At 71.5% G+C, this 20,364-nt stretch carries 10 protein-coding genes and 1 pseudogene; 9 read left to right on the forward strand and 2 right to left on the reverse strand.

Going from position 1 to position 20,364, the window contains the following annotated elements; all coding sequences use genetic code 11:
- Nucleotides 1–46 precede the first annotated feature (46 nt).
- The gene (locus BKA14_RS36350) at nucleotides 47–1,231 is read left to right on the forward strand and encodes an acetyl-CoA C-acetyltransferase (protein WP_184955273.1); all 1,185 of its coding nucleotides are present in this window, start codon (nucleotides 47–49) and stop codon (nucleotides 1,229–1,231) included.
- Nucleotides 1,228–2,181: a methylmalonyl Co-A mutase-associated GTPase MeaB gene (meaB, locus tag BKA14_RS36355; RefSeq protein WP_184955274.1), complete on the forward strand. Its 954-nt coding sequence runs from the start codon at nucleotides 1,228–1,230 to the stop codon at nucleotides 2,179–2,181. Before BKA14_RS36350 ends, meaB begins: the two co-directional genes overlap by 4 nt.
- Here the strand turns inward: meaB and BKA14_RS36360 are convergent.
- The gene (locus BKA14_RS36360) at nucleotides 2,178–2,771 is read right to left on the reverse strand and encodes a PadR family transcriptional regulator (protein ID WP_239092549.1); all 594 of its coding nucleotides are present in this window, start codon (nucleotides 2,769–2,771) and stop codon (nucleotides 2,178–2,180) included. The two genes, meaB and BKA14_RS36360, sit on opposite strands and share 4 nt — an antisense overlap.
- A 53-nt stretch (nucleotides 2,772–2,824) precedes the next feature.
- On the opposite strand from BKA14_RS36360, the gene BKA14_RS36365 reads away from it, so the two are divergent.
- The 5 genes and pseudogenes from BKA14_RS36365 to BKA14_RS36385 form a co-directional block, all read left to right on the forward strand.
- The gene (locus BKA14_RS36365; RefSeq protein WP_184955275.1) at nucleotides 2,825–4,006 is read left to right on the forward strand and encodes an FAD-dependent oxidoreductase; all 1,182 of its coding nucleotides are present in this window, start codon (nucleotides 2,825–2,827) and stop codon (nucleotides 4,004–4,006) included.
- A gap of 123 nt (nucleotides 4,007–4,129) precedes the next feature.
- A complete protein-coding gene (locus tag BKA14_RS36370; protein ID WP_184955276.1) occupies nucleotides 4,130–4,603 on the forward strand; it encodes a hypothetical protein in 474 nt (157 codons plus the stop codon).
- Between the two features lie 237 nt (nucleotides 4,604–4,840).
- Nucleotides 4,841–6,514: a coenzyme B12-dependent isobutyryl-CoA mutase large subunit gene (gene icmA, locus BKA14_RS36375; protein WP_184955277.1), complete on the forward strand. Its 1,674-nt coding sequence runs from the start codon at nucleotides 4,841–4,843 to the stop codon at nucleotides 6,512–6,514.
- A 165-nt stretch (nucleotides 6,515–6,679) separates the two neighbouring features.
- Nucleotides 6,680–7,627, forward strand: a complete 948-nt coding sequence (locus BKA14_RS36380) for a tetratricopeptide repeat protein (protein ID WP_184955278.1) — start codon at nucleotides 6,680–6,682, stop codon at nucleotides 7,625–7,627.
- A gap of 15 nt (nucleotides 7,628–7,642) precedes the next feature.
- Nucleotides 7,643–8,582 (forward strand): annotated as a pseudogene (locus tag BKA14_RS36385) (arginase family protein); the annotation flags it as partial.
- 2,183 nt (nucleotides 8,583–10,765) lie between these two features.
- Here the strand turns inward: BKA14_RS36385 and BKA14_RS36390 are convergent.
- The gene (locus tag BKA14_RS36390) at nucleotides 10,766–12,718 is read right to left on the reverse strand and encodes a penicillin-binding transpeptidase domain-containing protein (RefSeq protein WP_184955279.1); all 1,953 of its coding nucleotides are present in this window, start codon (nucleotides 12,716–12,718) and stop codon (nucleotides 10,766–10,768) included.
- 210 nt (nucleotides 12,719–12,928) lie between these two features.
- On the opposite strand from BKA14_RS36390, the gene BKA14_RS36395 reads away from it, so the two are divergent.
- Together BKA14_RS36395 and BKA14_RS36400 are read left to right on the forward strand one after the other, a co-directional pair.
- Nucleotides 12,929–17,860, forward strand: a complete 4,932-nt coding sequence (locus BKA14_RS36395) for an NAD-glutamate dehydrogenase (RefSeq protein ID WP_184955280.1) — start codon at nucleotides 12,929–12,931, stop codon at nucleotides 17,858–17,860.
- A gap of 184 nt (nucleotides 17,861–18,044) precedes the next feature.
- On the forward strand, nucleotides 18,045–20,234 hold the full coding sequence (locus BKA14_RS36400) for a heavy metal translocating P-type ATPase (protein WP_184955281.1): 2,190 nt from the start codon (nucleotides 18,045–18,047) through the stop codon (nucleotides 20,232–20,234).
- The last annotated feature ends 130 nt before the right edge of the window (nucleotides 20,235–20,364 follow it).

The following is a 20,364-nucleotide window of genomic DNA, read 5'->3' on the forward strand; positions in this document are numbered from 1 at the left end:
CCCCTCAAGATTCCCCTGAGTCCGCCCGGCAGATCGGAATCCAACCGTGACCAGCTCGGTGATCGTGAGCGGCGCCCGTACCCCGATGGGCCGCCTGCTCGGCAACCTCAAGAACGTGCCGGCCACGACGCTCGGCGGCTATGCCATCGAGGCCGCTCTCGCGCGCGGCGGCGTCCGCCCCGACCAGGTGCAATACGTCATCATGGGCCAGGTCCTGCAGGCCGGCGCCGGGCAGATCACGGCGCGGCAGGCCGCGGTGGCCGCCGGCATCCCGATGAGCACCCCGGCCCTGACCGTCAATAAGGTGTGCCTCTCCGGGCTCGACGCGATCGCGCTGGCCGACCAGCTCATCCGCTGCGGCGAGTTCGACGTGGTCGTGGCGGGCGGCATGGAGTCGATGACCAACGCGCCGCACCTGCTGATGACCCAGCGCCAAGGCGTCAAGTTCGGCGACGTGCTGGTGCGCGACCACACGGCGTACGACGGGCTGATCGACCCGTGGGACGGCACCTCGATGGGGGAGTCCACCGAGCGCAGCGGCGTGCACCTGGGCATCACCCGGGCCGAGCAGGACGCGTTCGCGGCCCAGAGCCACCGGCGGGCCGCCGCCGCGCAGCGTGAGGGCCGGTTCGCCGAGGAGATCGTGCCGATCAAGTCGGGCCAGCGCGAGGAGGACCCGGTCGTCGACGTCGACGAGGGCGTCCGGCCCGACGCCACGGCCGAGTCGCTGTCCAAGCTGCGCCCCGCGTTCACCCCCGGCGGCACGATCACCGCGGGCAGCTCGTCGCCCATCTCGGACGGTGCGGCCGCGGTCGTGGTGATGAACAAGGCCAAGGCCGAGGCGCTCGGGCTGCGCTGGCTGGCCGAGATCACCGCGCACGGCAACGTGGCCGGCCCCGACAACTCGCTGCAGTCGCAGCCGGCCAACGCCATCAAACACGCGCTCGACAAGGCCGGGCTGACCGTCGACGACCTCGACCTGATCGAGATGAACGAGGCGTTCGCCCAGGTGGTGCTGCAGTCGATGCGCGAGCTCAAGGTCGACGAGGAGATGGTGAACGTCAACGGGGGCGCCATCGCGCTGGGCCACCCGATCGGCATGTCGGGCGCCCGGCTGGTGCTGACGCTGGCCCTCGAGCTGCGGCGCCGCGGCGGGCTGTACGGCGCGGCCGGGCTCTGCGGCGGCGGCGGTCAGGGCGACGCGCTGATCATCAAGAGTGCCGGGGCGTGAACCGGCGGCACGACGTGCCCGCGCTGGTGGCCAAAGCGCGAGACGGTGACGTGCGGTCGGTGGCCCGGCTGATCAGCCTGGTCGAGAACGGCGACCCCGCGCTGCCCGAGGTGGCTGCGGCCCTCGCCCCGTACGCGGGAAGGGCGCAAGTGGTCGGCCTGACCGGTTCACCCGGCGTCGGCAAGTCGACGACCACCAACGAGCTCGTGCGATCGCTGCGCGCCCGGGGCCGGCGGGTCGGCGTGCTCGCGGTCGACCCGTCCAGTCCGTTCAGCGGCGGCGCGATCCTGGGCGACCGGATCCGCATGCAGGACCACACCACCGACCCGGGCGTCTACATCCGGTCCATGTCGAGCCGCGGGCAGCTGGGCGGGCTCGCGGCGGCCACGCCGCAGGCCGTACGGGTGCTGGAAGGGGCCGGCTGCGACGTGATCCTGGTCGAGACCGTCGGCGTCGGACAGGCCGAGGTCGAGATCGCCTCGCTCGCCGACACGACGCTGGTGCTGCTCGCGCCGGGCATGGGCGACGCGATCCAGGCGGTCAAGGCGGGTGTGCTCGAAGTGGCCGACGTCTTCGTGATCAACAAGGCCGACCGTCCCGGCGCCGACGCCACCTACCGCGACATCCAGGGCATGCTCGGGCTGGGGGAGCGGGCCCCCGGCGACTGGCGGCCGCTGGTCGTGCGGGCCACCGCGGTCAAGGCCGAGGGCATCGACGACATCACGGGCGCGATCGACAAGCACCACGACTGGCTCGAACGGACCGGCGCCCTGGTCACCCGCCGCGAGCGCCGGGCCGCGGTCGAGATCGAGGCGATCGCGCTCGGCGTGCTGCGGGCCCGCATCGGTGACCTGCGGCAGGGGACGGCGCTGGGCGCGCTCGCGGCCGCGGTCGCGTCCGGGGAGGCCGACCCTTATGCGGCCGCCGACGAGCTGATCAAAGGCCTCTAACCGAACTCCTGCAGCGTGTCCTGGATCAGTTGCAGATCCCAGGCCAGCGTGCCGTCACTCAGATCGGCCACGACCCCGCGCAGCCAGGCGATCTCGGCCGTGAGCAGGGCCGCACGGTATTCGTCCTCGATCAGGAAGAGCCGGGGCAGGCCCGGTGGCGCGGCCGCGCGGATGGCGGCGACCTTCGCCTCCAGCGTCTCGACGCGCTGCGCGAGCAGATCCCGTACGTGGTGGGGTTCCAGCACGGCGATGAAGGCGAGCGCGGCCGGGAACTCGGGGAACTCGCGGGCCGGGGCCGGCAGCGCGTCGGCCAGCCAGCGCCGCATCGTGGCCGCGCCCTCGTCGGTGATCTCGTAGACCGTGCGCTCGGGGCGACCGGCCTCGCGCGCGGTGCCGGCCGGGCGGGCCAGGCCGTCCCTGACGAGCCGGTCCAGCGCCTGGTAGACGCTGTTGCGCTGGGCCACGTTGACCAGCTGGTCCTGGCCTCTCTCTTTGATCATCTGCTGCATCCGGTACGGGTGCATGGGCGCCTCGGTGAGCAGCGCCAGCAGCAGCATGCCGAGCGTCGATCGGCGCGGTTCGGTGGCCACCGATCAAGCCTAGAGGGTTGACGCGTAGTAGTCATGAGATGGATAGTCATTTTATGACTAACCCAGTTGCCCTGATCGCCGGCGGGGGCATCGCCGGCACCGTCGCCGCGCTCGCCCTGCACCGGGCCGGCTGGGCGCCCCGCGTCTTCGAGGCCCGCGCCGCGGACGCCGACGAGCGGGGCGCGTTCCTGACCGTGGCCGTCAACGGCCTGACCGCCCTGCGGGCCCTCGACCTCGACCCGTCCGCGGTGCTCGCCGCGGGCTTCCCGACCCCCGCGCTGACCATGACCAACGGCGCCGGCCGCCACCTCGGCGTGCTCCCGCTCGGTGGCCCCGCGCCCGACGGCACGACCACCACCACGATCCGGCGGGCCGACCTCTACGCGGCGCTGCGCGCGGCGGCGCAAGCGCGGGGCATTCCCCTCTCGTACGGCAAAGCTCTGCGCGACTTCACCGAAGGGCCGGGCGGGGTGAGCGTCACGCTGGCCGACGGCTCCACCGCGCAAGGTTCGCTGCTGGTGGGGGCGGACGGCATTCGATCCCGGACGCGGGAACTGCTCGACCCCGACGGCCCGGCCCCGGACTACCTGGGGCTGCTCAACGCGGGCGGGTTCACGTCCGGCCCCGTCGACGGGGTCACCCCGGAGCCGGGCATGGTCTACATGGCCTTCGGGCGGCGGGCCTTCTTCGGCTGGACCGCCGCGCCGGACGGCTCGGTGTGGTGGTTCGCCAACCCGCCCAGCAAGCAGCCGGTGCGGCCCGGGGACTTCACGTCCGCGTCGTGGCGGGACCACCTGCTGGGGCTGTTCGCCGACGACGCCTTCCCGGCCGCGGCGATCATCCGGGCCACGCCCGACGTGCTGGGGCCGTGGAACACCGACGACCTTCCCCGCGTACGGGTGTGGCACTCCCGTCGAGCCGTCCTGATCGGCGACGCGGCGCACGCGGTCGCGCCCTCGTCCGGGCAGGGCGCGTCGATGGCCTTCGAGGACGCGGTCACGCTGGGGCTGTGCCTGCCGGCCGGCTCGTCAGTCGCCGAGGGGCTGGCCGACTACGAGCAACGCCGCCGGCGCCGGGTCGAGCGCGTGGTGGCCGTCGGGCGGCGCAACGGCAGCGGTAAGACCGCCGGGCCGGTCGGCGCGGCGATTCGGGACGCCATGTTCCCACTCGTCATGAAGATCCTCTATCGCCGCGGCAACCCGCAGGCGTGGATCCTCGACCACCGGGTGGCTTGAGAGTTTTTCGGTCACTTTCCGTGAGCATTCGGGTGACGCGCCTACCCTCGTTGACCCGATCGGCAACCCTCTCGCAACGCCCTAAGCTGGGACTACGCCATCGTCATGAGAGGAGGGGACGTCATGGTCAACCCGGTTACGTTCCCCCAGGCGGCCGGCACCACGGCCACCTATCTTCACCCTCTGTTGCAGTCGGCGGCGCTGCAGTCGACAGTCCTCGCGGCCGCGGCCAAGCCTTCCGAGGCCGCCCCGAACGTGACGCAGGTGCGCCAGCCCGCCGTGCCCGCGGTGACTGCCGTGCAGCCGACCGCCGCCTACGCCGAGAACCTCGCCCGCGATGCGGCCACCGCGGTCCGCACGGCCACCGTCACCGCCAAGACCACCCGCCGCCTCGAGCAGACCGCCGAGGACGACGCGTTCGCCGAACTGGCCCGCCAGGCCTCCCTCGACCGCGCCTCGTCGCAGGTGGGCATGCTGCTGACCCGGGCCGCGGCCGAGCGGCGGGTCGCCGTCACCTCGGGTCTGCCGGCGGCACGGCTGGCTCAGCTCGACACCACCACGTCGCGGCTCTACCACGCGCTGGACGTCCTGGTCTGAGATCCACCCGAAGCGCGCGACGCCCACACCTTGTCCTGTCACGGTGTGGGCGTCGCCGTGTCTTCGACACCGGAACCACCCACCACGGCCGGAGCCCGCGCAACGGCCCGGACCACCCACTGGCTCGCGAGGCGGGCCCCGGACGGCCCTGGTGCTTCTGTGGGCGGCCAGGACGCGTACGGGATCAGTCTCTTTTGACCTTAGCGATCGTTCAGGAATAGCCCTAGGATGACATCCATGGATGCTGCCGACATCGCCGCGGGGCGGGAGCGCTGGCAGCGGCGCTACGACGCCGCGCGCAAGCGGGACGCTGACTTCACGACGCTCTCCGGCGCCACGGTCGAGCCGGTCTACGGGCCACCGCCGGAGGCGGGCTATCCGGGGTTCGAGCGCATCGGCTGGCCGGGCGAGTTCCCCTACACGCGGGGGCTCTACCCGACGGGCTATCGCGGGCGCACCTGGACGATCCGGCAGTTCGCCGGGTTCGGTAACGCGCGCCAGACCAACGAGCGCTACAAGATGATCCTGGCCGCCGGCGGCGGTGGGCTCAGCGTCGCGTTCGACATGCCGACGCTGATGGGCCGCGACTCCGACGATCAGCAGTCGGCGGGCGAGGTCGGCCACTGCGGCGTCGCGATCGACTCCGCGGCCGACATGGACGTGCTCTTCGACGGCATCGACCTCGAGCAGACCACGACCAGCATGACGATCTCGGGCCCGGCCGTGCCGATCTTCTGCATGTATCTGGTGGCCGCCGAACGGCAAGGCGCCGACCTGCACAAGCTCGACGGCACGCTGCAGACCGACATCTTCAAGGAATACATCGCGCAGAAGGAATGGCTCTTCCAGCCCGAGCCGCACCTGCGTTTGATCGGCGACCTCATGGAGTACTGCGCGGCCGAGATCCCGCGCTACAAGCCGTTGTCGGTCAGCGGCTATCACATCCGCGAGGCCGGCTCGACGGCCGCCCAGGAACTGGCGTACACGCTGGCCGACGGCTTCGGCTACGTCGAGCTGGGACTCAGCCGGGGGCTCGACGTCAACCAGTTCGCGCCCGGGCTCAGCTTCTTCTTCGACGCGCACATCGACTTCTTCGAGGAGATCGCCAAGTTCCGGGCCGCGCGGCGCATCTGGGCCCGCCACCTGCGCGACGACTACGGCGCCACCAGTGAGAAGGCGTTGTGGCTGAAGTTCCACACGCAGACGGCCGGCGTCTCGCTCACCGCCCAGCAGCCGGTCAACAACGTCGTCCGTACGGCGGTGGAGGCGCTCGCGGCCGTGCTGGGCGGGACGAACTCGCTGCACACCAACGCGCTCGACGAGACGCTGGCCCTGCCCACCGACGAGTCGGCCGAGATCGCCCTGCGCACCCAGCAGGTGATCATGGAGGAGACCGGCGTGGTCAACGTGGCCGACCCGCTCGGCGGCTCGTGGTATCTGGAGGAGCTGACCGACCGCATCGAGGCCGAGGCCGAAGAGATCTTCGCGCGCATCCGCGAACTGGGCGAGGACGGCAGCATCACCGCCGGCATCCTGCGCGGCATCGAGGACGGCTGGTTCACGGCCCACATCGCCGACTCGGCCTTCGTCTATCAGCAGGCCGTCGAGAAGGGCGACAAGCGGACCGTCGGCGTCAACGTGCACACCGCCACGGTGGCCAAGGAGCTCGAGATCCTGCGGGTCTCGCACGAGGTCGAGCTCGAGCAGAACCGGGCGCTCGGTTCCCGCCGGTCGGAGCGAGATCCCGTACGGGTCAAGGCCGCGCTCGACCGGATGGTGGAGGTGACCCGCACGGGCGACAACATGATCCCGGCCATGCTGGAGGCCGCGCGGGCCGAGGCGACCCTGGGCGAGATCTGCGGGGTGCTCAAGGACGAGTGGGGCATCTATCGGGAACCGGCGCGGTTCTAGGGGCTCCGTTCCCGGCCGACCTCGATCGAATCGGACAAAAGCGTCGCCTGTCGGGCGGATCTTGCGCAACCGTCCGGCAGGGCCGAGGATCGGCGGAAACACGCCCCTGTGACGTCCGATATCGGCGCGGCGGAGCGCCTCGTCTGCGTGCGAGACTAGGTAACCATGAGCGACCCACGGACCACTCCGTCGATCTTCACCCGCGGCGCGGTCGATCTCAGCGCGCTGCGCGCCCCGGCTGCGTCCCCGGCGAAAAATCCCGCGCCCGGCAGCGCGGCCCCGCACGAGAACCACGACGGCCCGTCCGGCACCATCCCCGGCGGCCTGCCCGGCGGTGCCGGCCCCGAGACGATCATCGACGTCACCGAGGCCAACTTCCAGACCACCGTCCTCGAACGGTCCCTGAGCACCCCCGTCATCCTCGACTTCTGGGCCGACTGGTGCGAGCCCTGCAAGCAGCTGTCGCCGATCCTCGAACGGCTGGCGCAGGCGGGCGGCGGCTCCTGGGTGCTCGGCAAAGTCGATGTGGACGCCAACCCCCGCCTGGCCCAGGCGCTGCGGGTGCAGGGCATCCCGATGGTGGTCGCGGTCGTCAACGGTCAGCTCGTCGAAGGCTTCACCGGGGTGCTGCCCGAGTCCCAGATCAAGCAGTACGTCGACGCGGTGCTCAAGGCGGGCGGCATCTCCGTCGAGCCGGACGCCGACCCGCGGCTCGACGCGGCCGACGACGCGCTGATGGGCGGCGACCTCGACGAGGCCGAGGCGGCCTACCGCAAGATCCTGGCCGAGCACCCGGCCGACGCGGCCGCCGAGTCCGGCCTGGCCCAGGTCGACCTCTACCGCCGCATCTCCGGAGCCGACGCCGCCGGCGCCATCGCGAAAGCCGACGCCGCGCCCGACGACATCGACGCGCAGCGGCTCGCCGCCGACGTCGAAGTGCTCAGCGGGGAAGCGGACAAGGCCTACGCTCGCCTCGTCGCCCTCGTCCGGCGCACCTCCGGCGACGAACGCGACGCCGTACGCAAGCACCTGCTGTCGCTGTTCAGCGTGGCCGGCCCCGACGATCCCGCGGTGGCCGGAGCCCGACGGGCCTTGGCCAGCGCCCTCTTCTAGCCAGGGAGCCGCTCCGTGCGCCGCATCGCCGTCCTTGACGCACCGTCCAATCTCGGTCTGCGCCCGCCGACCGCGACGTCGGTGCCGGGCTGCGCCAAGGCGCCCGGAGCTCTCCGTGACCACGGGCTGATCAGCAAACTCGACGCCCGCGACGCCGGCTGCCTGACCCCGCCCCGCTACGACGCGGGCGACTGGCGGCCGGGCGACGGCGTGGCCCACGCGGCCCAGATCGCGGCCTACTCGCGGGCGCTGGCCGACCGGATCGGCGGCATCCTCGACGCCGGCGAGTTCCCGGTCGTCCTCGGCGGCGACTGCTCGATCCTGCTCGGCTCCGGCCTGGCCATGAACCGGCTCGGCGACTCCGTCGGCGGGCGCATCGGCCTGGTCTTCGTGGACGGGCACTCCGACTTCCGGCACCCCGGCAACGCCTCCTACGTAGGGGCCGCCGCCGGCGAGGACCTCGCGCTGGTCACCGGCCGCGGCCAGGCCGACCTGGCCGCGATCGAAGGGCGCCGGCCCTACTTCCGCGACGTCGACGTGGTCGTGATGGGCATCCGCGCCCAAGACGAATACCGCCTCGACCTGCAGGCGGCCGGCATCGTGACCCGCCCCGTGACCGCCCTGCGGGCCGAAGGCGCCGCCCGCAGCGCCCAATGGGCCCGCGACCAACTGGTCGACTGCGCGGGCTACTGGGTCCACATGGATGTCGACGTGCTCGACCCCGCCGTGATGCCGGCCGTCGACGCGCCGTCGCCCGGGGGGATCGCCTTCCCCGAGCTCGAAATCCTGCTGGCCGGGCTGGTGGAGTCGCCGCACTGCCTCGGCGTGGAGATCACGGTCTTCGACCCCGACTACGACCCCGACGGCTCGTACGCGGCCGAGATCGTCAGCGCCATCACGGCCGGCCTGGCCAACGCCCACACCGTGACCCCGCGCCCCGACCTGATCGCGGCCCGGGCCGACCTGAACGAACCCGCCGTCGCCCAGCCCTCGGCGCCGGACACCGAAGGACCGGGCCGGCTGGGGCCGTCGGCGCCGCGCTTCAACCGGGCCGAGTCGCTGCTCGCCGGCTTGGACCGCGCCGGCAGCGGCCCCGGCGGCCTCAACCGCGGCGACTCCGACGAACCCGATCGCGAGTCTGGCGGGCTGGGTCGTGAGCCTGGCGGCCTGGGCCGGGAGCCCGGCGGGCTGGGTCGTGAGTCCGGCTCGAACAGTGAGACCAGCGGTCTTGACCGCGGGCCTGACGCGCTGGGTCGTGAGCCCGGCGAGACCGGCGGCCTCAACCGCGAGCCTGGCTCGTTGGGTCGTGAGTCTGGCGGCCCCAAGCGAGAGCCTGGCTCGTTCGGTCGTGAGTCCGGCGGCCTCAACCGCGAGCCCGGCGCGTTCGGTCTTGGACCTGGCGGCGGCCTGGGCCGGGAGCCCGGCGGGCTGGGTCGTGAGTCCGGTGGCCTCAACCGCGACCTCGGCGGGCTGAACCGCAACATCGACCTGGACGGGCTCACCCGCGGCGAAGCGGGTGCGCCCGGCCGACTCAACCGCGAAGGCGGCGTGGGACTGAACCGCGGTGACGCCGGCGCGGCCGGGCTCATCCGGCCGCGTTCACCCAATCCGCGGGTGGGCCGGGCCGAGTCGCTCATAGCGGGCCTCAACCGGGGTGGGTCCCAGCCGGGTGGTCTGCGGCGTCCGGCCGCGTCGGCGGGCGGGTCCGACGAGGAGCACGAGCGGGAGCAGCGCCGGGCCGCGGCCGCGGGCGACAGCGTCTCGTTGGCCGCCACCGGGATGTCGCAGGGTGTGTCCGACGAGGTCGCCCTGCCCGCGACGACTCTGCTCGGCGTCGAGGAGGCGGACGAGGTCGCATCCGAGCACGAGGGTTCGCCCAGCTCCGACGAGGATGCACGCCTGCGCGAGGAAGCGGGCGATGACGTCGAGCCTTTCGGCGGGGGAGACGGCGACACCGCCGACGCGCCTGACGCGACGATCGCCCGTCCAGACGAGGCCGAGTCCGGTCCCCACGACGGCGATGCCGTAGCCGCCAACCTTGACGCCGCGCCCGCTGGCCCCGACGCCGTGCCCGCTGGCCCCGACGCCGTGCCCGCTGACTCCGATGCGGTGGCTGCCGCACTTGACGCCGTGCCCGCCGGCTCCGATGCGGTGGCTGCCGCACCCGGTGCCGTGGCTGGCGCACCCGAGGCCGCGGCCAGCGACTCCGAGGCCGCCGGATCTGACGGCGTGGCTGCTGGACCCGACGCTGAGGGCGCCGGGTTCGCTGATGGTGTGGGCACGTGGTCAGCTGGCGGCGAAACCGGCGATGCCGCTGCCGCGGACGATGTTGAGGCGGCCGGCTCCGCGGAGGACGGGGCCCCGGCAGGTGCCGACGAGGCGTATCCCGTGGACCCATGGGCCGACGACACGGACCCAACCGGGGTCGAGCACCTCGAAGAGGGAAACCAGGCGCATCACGGGGCCTACACCGGCGAGCCGCTCAAAGCCGCGGATCCGGCCGCGGTAGAGCCAGCCGACGCCGCAGTGGTCGACGCGGATCCGGCTGAAGCAGAGCCGATCGCGATGGAGCCGGCCGAAGCCGAACACATCGTCGCTGAGTCGGCTGACGTCGAGCGGGTCGACGTGGAGTCGGCTGACGCCGAACGAATCGACGTGGAGTCGGCTGAGGCCGAGCGGGTCGACGTGGAGTCGGCTGACGCCGAGCTGATCGACGTCGAGGCGGCTGAGGCCGAGCTGATCGGCACTGAGCGGGCTGACGCCGAGCTGATCGATGTGGAGTCGGCTGAGGTTGAGCTGGTCGACGGCGAGCCGGACGGTTCGGGGCTGCGGGACGACGGTCAGCCGGGGGCCGACGCCGCGTCAGGCGGGGTGGGGGAAGCGCCCGTGCGGCTGGTGCCGCGGCCGCTCGGGTCGGCGCCCTTGCTGGACTCCGAGCCGTTGCCTGCTACCCGGCCCGGCATGTTGCGGCCCCGGGTCAACGACGAGGAGCCGTTCTCGTTGCCGGCCCAGCGCCCCGCCTTCGACCTCGGGTCGGGTGCGCCGGCCGACGTGAACTGAGCCGGTGTGAACTGAGCCGGCGTGAACTGAGCCGCTGAGAACTGAGCCGCTGAGAATGAGCGGCTGAGAACTGAGCGGCTACTTGGCCAGGTTGGTCAGGAAACGGGAGACGATCGGGACCGCGGCTTCCGAGCCGGCCCCGCCTTTCTGCACCATCACGGCGAAGGCCACGTCGCCCTGGTAGCCGATGAACCACGAGTGGGTGTCCTCGGTGGCCTCGCTGAACTCGGCCGTGCCGGTCTTGCCGAAGACCGCGCCGCCCGGGACGCCGCGCAGGGCCGTTGCCGTGCCGCTGGTCACCACTTCGCGCATCATTTTGCGTAGCGCCGTCACCGACGCCTGGTCGAGGGCGGCCCCGTCGGCGGCGGGCGCGGCCGGTGCCGGGTCGAGCACGAGTTTGGGCTGCTTGAACTGGCCGCGGGCGATCGCCGCGGTGGCGCCCGCCATGGCCAGCGGGCTCACCGCCGTGGCGCCCTGACCGAATGTGGCCGCGGCCAGTTCGGTGGGGCTGTCGGCGGGGGAGAGTTTGCCGCTGAAGGCCTCGACGCCCAGATCCCATCGGCCGCCCAAGCCCACCGCCTCCGCCGCCGTGCGCAGGCCGTCCGCGCCCAGCTTCGGGGCCAGCCCGACGAACGCCGTGTTGCACGATTTCGCGAAGTCCACGTGGAACGGCACGTTGCCCAGGGCCATGTCGTGGGAGTTCTTGAACTGGCGCCCGCCGACCACGGCGGTTTTGGGGCACGCCACCACCGAGTCGGCCGTCGCGGCCTTCTTCTGCAGGATCCCGTACGTGGAAATGGCCTTGAACGTCGAGCCGGGGGCGACTTGGCCGGTGAGGGCGGTGTTGACTCCGCCGCCGTCGGGTCCGTTGGCCACCGCGAGCACCGAGGAGTCGCTGATTTTGATGGCGACCAGCGAGCTGGGCTGTTTCTCGGCGGCCAGCGCCTGGTCGGCCGCGTTCTGCGTCTGCACGTCGAGCGTGGTCTTGATCGGTTTGCCCGCTACCGGGTCGGTCATGAAGAGCGCCTTGGGCACCGATTCCTCCTGCCCGGTGCTGTCGGCCTCGTCGCCGTCGGTGCCGCCGCTGATCGTGACCGAGACGCCGGGCGTGCCGCGCAGCGCGGTGTCGTATTTCTGCTGGAGGCCGCCGTGCCCCACGGTGTCTCCCTGCACCAGTGTCTGCGGGTTCTTCTCGAGGTCTTCGGCGGTGGCGGCGTCGACCGTGCCGAGCAGCGCGCGGGCGAAGACCCGGCTCGGCGCGAGCGGCCTGTCCTCCTTGATGAAGGCCGTGCCGTTGAGCGCCCGCAGCCCGGGCCGGATCTTGTTGTAGTCGGGTTCGCGCAGTGTGATCAGCTCGAGGAAGGACTGCGGCTGGGCGTTCTTGATGCGGTCGGCCAGGTTGGCCGTGTCGACCGTGACGCCGATCTTCTTGAACTCGGTGGCCAGCCCGGCGCGCAGCTTGGCCAGGTCGGTCACCTTCTGCGGCTCGACCCCGATCATGATCACGGGGCGCGGGCTGACGATCGGTTTGCCCGCGCTGTCGAGGATGCTCGCACGGTCGGCCGGCAGGCGGGTCACCTGGAATTTGTCGCCGTTGGTGAGGTCGTTGTGCAGCACCGACGGTTCCCACACCACGCGCCAGCCGTCGCTGTTCTGCTTGGTCAGGCGAACCGTGCTCTGGTAGGACCACGCGACGTCGCCAGGTAGCTTCCAGTCGAGTTTGAGGGCGCTGGTGGCGTCGTCCCCCCGGGTCTGCGGTTCACCCTCCGCGGTGACCGTGAGCGGCTGCCGAGCCAGGTCGCCGGAGACTGCCTTGATCTGTTCCAGCACGGCCGGCGCAGCGATCTTGCCGCCGTCGGCCCCGACGAAGCCGACCTTGCTCAGGTCGCCGGCCTTCCAGCCGGCCACGAAGTCCTCCAGGGTGCCCTCGGGGCCGTCCTTGGAGCACCCGGCCAGGCCACCGGCCACCAGGGCCAGCGCGACGGCCGCCCCCGCGGCGCGGTGCACGGATCGGTACGGACCGCGGTGCATGAGAACCCCTTTCGCCGGGTACCGGCCGGAATGTAGGAGACGGTAGTGAACTCGTGCACGTTCCGCTGACCCCACTCCGGTGAGATAGGTCAAATCTGCCGCTCATCGGGCCGTTCACACCGCGGCTGTCCTAGTGCCCGGCCCGGGGCTCTAGGCTGTCCTCGAAACGTTCGAGCCCACAGTGTCGTGGGTGAGGGGAGCGCCAGAGCCATGGCTGTCGCCGACGAGGCAGCGACCGAAACCGACGCCGACAACGATCTCATCGCCGGGCCGGGGTTAGCCCTGACCGGCCGCCTCGGCGCCAGTGCCGAGGAAGGCGATCTCGACGAGACGCTGCCCAACGGGGAGCGGCTCATCGCCCAGGCGGTGGAGGTGGCCGGCGACGACCATGCCACCGCCTCGCTCGTGGGGCGGTATTGGCGGTTCGCGCCGGACGAAGAACTGGTGGGGCTGACCCCGCAGGAGATGTACGACGCCGCGATCAGCCACCGTGAGCTGGCCGCGACGCGCCTCCCGGGTGAGCTGAAGCTCGCGATCACGCCGCCGAGCGGGTCGCAGTGCCACACCATCCTGCAGATCGTCACCGACGACATGCCGTTCCTGGTCGACTCGGTGATCGCGCTGCTCTCGGCCCACCAGCAGCAGGTGCATCTGCTGGTGCACCCGTTGATCGTGGTGCGCCGGGAGCCGCTGGGCGCGCTGGCCGAGCTGGCCGCCGACGTCGAGCCCGACGACGCGATCGAGGGCGACCTGGTCGAGAGCTGGATCCGCATCGAGCTCGACCCGATCCGCAACACCGAGGCCCGCGACCAGCTGCTCAACGAGGTGCAGCGGGTGCTGACCGACGTCCGCGACGCGGTCGAGGACTGGCCGCGCATGCGCCAGCGGGCCCTGGTGATCGCCGACGAGCTGGCCGCCGCCCGCGGGTCGGAGCGCAAGCTGCCGGTGCCCGACAAGGACGTCACCGACTCGATCGAGCTGCTCAAGTGGCTGGCCCACGACCACTTCACGTTCCTGGGCTACCGGGAGTATCGCCTCGACGGCGACCTGCTGTCCGCCGTGGCCGGCTCGGGCCTGGGCATCCTGCGCGGCGACAGCAAGCCCCGCAAGCTGTCCACGATGGCCGACGAGGCGTTCCAGCGGGCCCTGGAGAAGCGCCTGCTCGTGATCACCAAGGCCAACTCGCGGGCCACCGTGCACCGCTCGGCCTACCTCGACTACATCGGCGTCAAGGTCTTCAACGAGGCCGGCGAGGTCGTCGGCGAGCGCCGTTTCCTCGGCCTGTTCAGCTCGTCGGCCTACCGCACCAGCGTGCGCGAGCTGCCGGTGGTCAAGCGCAAGGTGCGCGAGGTGCTCGACCGCTCCGGCCTGTCGCCGCGCGGGCATTCCGGCAAGGACCTGGTGCAGATCCTCGAGACGTACCCGAGGGACGAGCTTTTCCAGATCAAGACCGATGACCTGTACGAGGCGGTGATCGGTGTCCTGCGCATGGCGGGCCGCCGCCAGCTGCGTCTCTTCCTGCGGCGCGACGGGTACGGCCGGTTCATCTCGTGCCTGATCTACCTGCCGCGCGACCGCTTCACCACCGGCAACCGGCTGCGCATGCAGGAGATCCTGCTGCGCGAGCTCAACGGCGTGGGCGTCGACTACACGACCCGGGTCACCGAACGGATGCTGGCCCGGGTGCACTTCATCGTGCGGACGGATCCGGCCGACCCGCCGGGCCAGATCGACCCCAACACCCTGGCCGAGATGCTGGCCGACGCCACCCGCATGTGGGACGACGACTTCTCGCTGGTGCTCGAGCGCAAACTGGGCGAGGAGGCCGCCCGCGATCTTTTCGCGCGTTATGCGACGGCCTACCCCGAGAGCTACAAGGACGGCCACACCCCGTACGAGGGAATGCAGGATCTCGCGAAACTCGAGCTGCTCGAGGAGGAGGGGCAGCTCGAGATGCACCTCTATCGCAAGCGGCGGCCCGGGCGGGACGGCGTGCTCGAGGCCGACGACCACGACATCCGGTTCAAGGTCTACCGGTACGGCGAGCCCATGATGCTCTCCGCGGTGCTGCCCGTGCTGCACTCGCTGGGCGTCCAGGTGATCGACGAGCGGCCGCACGAGATCCGGCGCACCGACGGCACGATCTACCTGTACGACTTCGGGCTGGAGCCGCCGGCCGCGCACCGTGAGCTGTCCGAGGTACGCCCGCAGGTCGAGAACGCGTTCGCGGCCGCCTGGCGGGGTGAGGCCGAGGTGGACGGGTTCAACGAGCTCGTGTTGCGGGCCGGGCTCACCTGGCGGCAGGTGGTGGTGCTGCGGGCGTACGCGAAATATCAGCGCCAGACCGGGTCGGTCTTCTCGCAGCGGTACCTCGAGTCGACCTTCATCGCCTACCCCGAGATCGCGCGTCTGCTCGTCCGGCTGTTCGAGACCCGCTTCTCGCCGCGGCTGGAGGCGGGTGAGGCCCAGCGCGGCCGCGTCGCCGACGAGCTCGTCGAGCGTGTCACCACCCTGCTCGACGACGTCGACAGCCTCGACCAGGACAGGATCCTGCGGTCCTACCTGACCCTGATCCAGGCCACCCTGCGCACCAGCTTCTTCCAGCGCGGAGCCGACGGCCGGCCGAAGTCGTACGTCGCCTTCAAGCTCGATCCGCAGGCCATCCCCGACCTGCCGCAGCCCCGGCCCAAGTACGAGATTTTCGTGTACTCGCCGCGCTTCGAGGGCGTGCACCTGCGGTTCGGCGCGGTGGCCCGGGGCGGTCTGCGCTGGTCGGACCGGCGCGAGGACTTCCGTACGGAGGTGCTCGGCCTGGTCAAGGCGCAGATGGTCAAGAACGCGGTGATCGTGCCGGTCGGTGCCAAGGGCGGCTTCGTGCTCAAGCAGAAGCCGGGCGACCGCGACGAGGCGGTGGAGTGCTACAAGCGCTTCATCACGGCGTTGCTCGACGTCACCGACAACATCCTCAGCGGCAAAATCATCCCACCCCGCGACGTGGTGCGCCACGACGGCGACGACCCGTACCTGGTGGTCGCGGCGGACAAGGGCACGGCCACGTTCAGCGACATCGCCAACGAGATCTCGGTGTCCAAGGAGTTCTGGCTGGGCGACGCGTTCGCCAGCGGCGGCTCGGCCGGCTACGACCACAAGAAGATGGGCATCACCGCCCGCGGCGCGTGGGAGTCGGTCAAGAAGCACTTCCGCGACCTGGGCGTCGACACCCAGCGCGAGGACTTCACCGTGGTCGGCGTGGGCGACATGTCAGGTGACGTCTTCGGCAACGGCATGCTGCTCAGCGAGCACATCCGGCTGGTGGCCGCGTTCGACCACCGGCACATCTTCCTCGACCCCAACCCGTCCGCTCTCGAGTCCTTCAACGAGCGGAAAAGGCTGTTCGACCTGCCGCGTTCTTCGTGGGACGACTACGACCGCTCGCTTCTCTCGGCCGGCGGGGGCATCTATCCCCGTACGGCGAAATCGATCCCCGTCTCGGCCGAGGTGCGCGCGGCGCTCGACCTCGGTGAGGCGCCCACGATCAGCCCGGTCGAACTGATGCGGGCCATCCTGCGGGCACCGGTCGACCTGCTGTGGAACGGCGGCATCGGCACCTACGTGAAGTCGGCGGCCGAAACGCACGCCGACGTGGGCGACAAGACCAACGACGCGATCCGGATCAACGGCAGCCAGCTGCGGGTGCGGGTGGTCGGCGAAGGCGGCAACCTGGGGCTGACCCAGCGTGGGCGCATCGAGTTCGCGCGGGCCGGCGGGCGCATCTACACCGACTTCATCGACAACACCGCCGGGGTGGACTGCTCCGACCACGAGGTCAACATCAAGATCCTGCTGGGCGGCGCGGTGACCGACGGCGAGATGACCCTGCCCGAACGCGACGAGCTGCTGGCCGCGATGACCGACGAGGTGGCCGCGCTGGTCCTGCGGGACAACTACGAGCAGGCCAACGCGCTCGGCAACGCCCGGGCCCAGGCCCATTCGCTGTTGCCCGTGCACCGGCGGCTGCTCAACGACCTCGAGGCGAGCGGGCAGCTCAACCGCGAACTGGAGGCGCTGCCGACCGACGCCGAACTGGCCACCCGTTACGACGCGGGGGAGGGGCTCACCGCTCCCGAGTTCGCGGTCCTGCTGGCGTACGTCAAAATCAGCCTGGAACGCGAGGTGCTGGCCGACGAGATCGTCGACGAGGCGTGGACCAACGAGGTGCTCAGCCGCTACTTCCCGACGCCGCTGCGCGAACGCTGCGCCGGACGGATGACGGGGCACCGGCTGCGCCGCGAGATCATCGCCACCGTCCTGGTCAACGAGGTGGTCAACCGCGGCGGCACGTCGTTCGTCTACCGGGCGATGGAGGAGAGCGGGGCCTCGGCGGCCGACGTGATCCGGGCCTACACGGTGGTTCGGGAGGCGTACGGGCTGGCCGGCATCTGGGCCGACGCCGAGGCGCTCGACAACAAGGTGCCTACCGAGGCGCAGACGCTGGTCTTCCTCGAATCACGGCGGCTGCTCGACCGGGCGGTGCGGTGGCTGGTCAGCACCCGCCGCTCACCGATCGACGTGGCCGGCGAGATCGCCAAACTGGGCGCCGGGGTGCAGTCGCTGCTGCCGCAGATGCCGCAGGTGCTGCGGGGCATCGAGCGCCGGTCGATGGACGAGCACATCGCCACGCTGGTCAACCAGGGCGTGCCGATGGAGCTGGCCGAACGGGTCACGTGGTGCAACTACGGTTTCGGCCTGCTCGACATCCTGGAGACCGGCGCCGGCACGGGCAAGCCCGCGGTCGAGGTGGCCGGGGTCTACTTCGCCCTGTCCGAGCGCTTCCACATCGACCAGCTGCTCTCCCACATCTCGTACCTGCCGCGTGGTGACCGGTGGCAGACGCTGGCCCGCATGGCGCTGCGCTACGACCTGTACGCGGCCCTGGCCGCCCTGACCGCCGAGGTGCTGCAGTCCACCCCGTCCGACGCCACGGCCGACGAACGGGTCTCGGAGTGGGAACGCGTCAACGCGGCCTCGATCGCCCGGGCGGCCAACGCCATGGGCAACGTCGCCGACACCCCGGCCGAGCTGGCCGCCTTGTCGGTGCTGCTCCGGCAGATCCGCACCCTGGTCAAGACGTCCGCCGCCTGAGTCACCGCTGGGAGGGGCCGCCTTCGGGCGGCCCCTTCGCATTTTGGGGCCCACCCGCGCCTCCCGGCCAAGCGCGAGGTGGAGGACCTGACCCGGCAGAAGGACGCGGTCACCAACCAGCTGGGCCGTGGTTCCCCGGAGCTGCCTTCGTGTCAGGTACCCCCAAGGGGTATAGGGTAGGGGCATGGAGCGGGTGATCGAGCTGGAGATCGGCGGGATGACGTGCGCCGCGTGCGCCAACCGCATCGAGAAGAAGCTGAATCGGCTCGACGGCGTGACCGCGACCGTGAACTACGCCACCGAGAAGGCCCGGGCTTCCGTGCCGTCCGCGCTCACCGCGGCCGACCTGATCGCGGTCGTCGAGAAGACCGGTTACACCGCGGCCGAGCCCCAGCCCCTCGAAGTGGCCAAGACCGAGGCCGCGAGGGACACGCTCCGCGACCGGCTTTTGATCTCCGCTGCGCTGAGTGTTCCCGTCATCGTCCTCGCGATGGTGCCGGCCTGGCAGTTCGACTACTGGCAGTGGTTGTCGCTGACGTTGGCCGCGCCCGTGGTGGCGTACGGGGGGTGGCCTTTTCATCGCTCGGCCTTCGTCAACGTCCGCCACGGCGCCGCCACGATGGACACGCTGGTCTCGATCGGCACGCTGGCCGCGTTCGGCTGGTCGGTGTGGGCGCTGTTCCTGGGCGACGCGGGCATGCCGGGAATGTCGCATCCCTTTTCGCTGACCGCTCGCGAAGGGGACGCGATCTACCTCGAGGCGGCCGCCGGGGTCACGACGTTCCTGCTGGCCGGCCGCTATCTGGAGGCGCGGGCCAAACGGCATGCGGGCGACGCGCTGCGGGCGCTGCTGTCGCTCGGGGCCAAGACCGTCACCGTTCTCGACGGCGGTCACGAGCGGGTCGTGCCGGCCGCTGATCTCGCCGTGGGAACGCTGTTCCTCGTACGTCCGGGGGAGAAGGTCGCCACCGACGGCGTGGTCGAGGAGGGATCGTCGGCCCTGGACGTGAGCCTGCTGACCGGCGAGTCGGTCCCGGTCGAGGTGCGGCCGGGCGACCCGGTGACCGGCGCGACGATCAACGAGGGCGGCCGGCTGGTGGTCCGGGCGACCCGGGTCGGCGCCGACACGCAGCTGGCGCAGATGGCCCGCCTGGTCGAGGAGGCGCAGAACGGCAAGGCGGCCGTCCAGCGTCTGGCCGACCGCATCTCGGGCGTCTTCGTGCCGGTGGTGATCGCGCTGGCGGTGGGGACGCTCGGCTACTGGCTCGGAACGGGCGGCGGCACGACAGCGGCCTTCACCGCGGCCGTCGCCGTCCTGATCATCGCCTGCCCGTGCGCGCTGGGCCTGGCCACGCCGACGGCCTTGCTGGTGGGGACGGGCCGGGGTGCCCAGATGGGAATTCTGATCCGGGGGGTCGAGGCCCTGGAGTCGACCCGTCGCGTGGACACGATCGTCCTGGACAAGACCGGCACGGTGACGACAGGCCGCATGTCGGTGGTCGCCGTGGTCCCGAACACCCGGCCGGCCGAGTCGACGGACCCGTCCGACGTGGCCGGCTCAGCGGTTCTGGGTCCGGCGGGTGCGGTCGAGGCCGCTTCCGAGCATCCGATCGGACGGGCCATCGCGGACGCCGCGCGTGAAGTCGGGCCGCTGGCCGCGGTCACGGACTTCCGGGCGACGGCCGGTGTCGGCGTACGGGGAATGGTCGAGGGTCGCGAGATCGTGGTGGCGGCCGGTGGGCCCGGGTCGTCGGCCGGCGCCGAGGCGGCCACGTGGGTCGAGGTCAGGGCGGACGGGACTGTGCTGGGGTGGATCGCGCTGGCTGATGCCGTACGGCCGACCAGTGCGGCGGCGGTGGCCGGTCTGCGGCGGCTCGGGCTGACGCCGATGCTGGTCACGGGTGACTCGCCGGCTGTGGCGTCCGCGGTTGCCGCCGAGGTCGGGATCACCGAGGTCGAGGCCGGGGTGCTGCCCGCGGGCAAGGTCGACGTGGTCAAGCAGTTGCAGGCGCGGGGCCACTCGGTGGCCATGGTCGGCGACGGGGTCAACGACGCGGCCGCGCTGGCGCAGGCCGATCTGGGGCTGGCCATGGGCGCCGGCACCGACGTGGCCATTCAGGCCTCGGATCTGACGTTGGTGCGCGGTGACCTGACCGCGGCCGTCGACGCCGTACGTCTGTCGCGGCGCACCCTCGGCATCATTCGCGGCAATCTGTTCTGGGCGTTCGCCTACAACGTCGCGGGCCTTCCGCTGGCCGCCGCCGGCCTGCTCAATCCCATGATCGCCGGGGCTGCGATGGCTTTCAGCTCGGTTTTCGTCGTGCTGAACAGTCTGCGCCTGCGTCGCTTCCGCCCGGCGGCACAGACAGCGTGAGCCGGGTCGCGGCGGATTGCTCCCGTAATCCACTGCCGCGCCCGGCTCACCGTCTGCGTCGCGAGGACTCGACCTGGTCCCGTAGGCCGAGTTGATTCGCGACGTCCCCAGACCCACCTGCGAACATGAC

It is taken from the genome of Paractinoplanes abujensis (assembly GCF_014204895.1).
In the GTDB taxonomy this organism is placed as follows: Bacteria; Actinomycetota; Actinomycetes; order Mycobacteriales; family Micromonosporaceae; genus Actinoplanes; species Actinoplanes abujensis.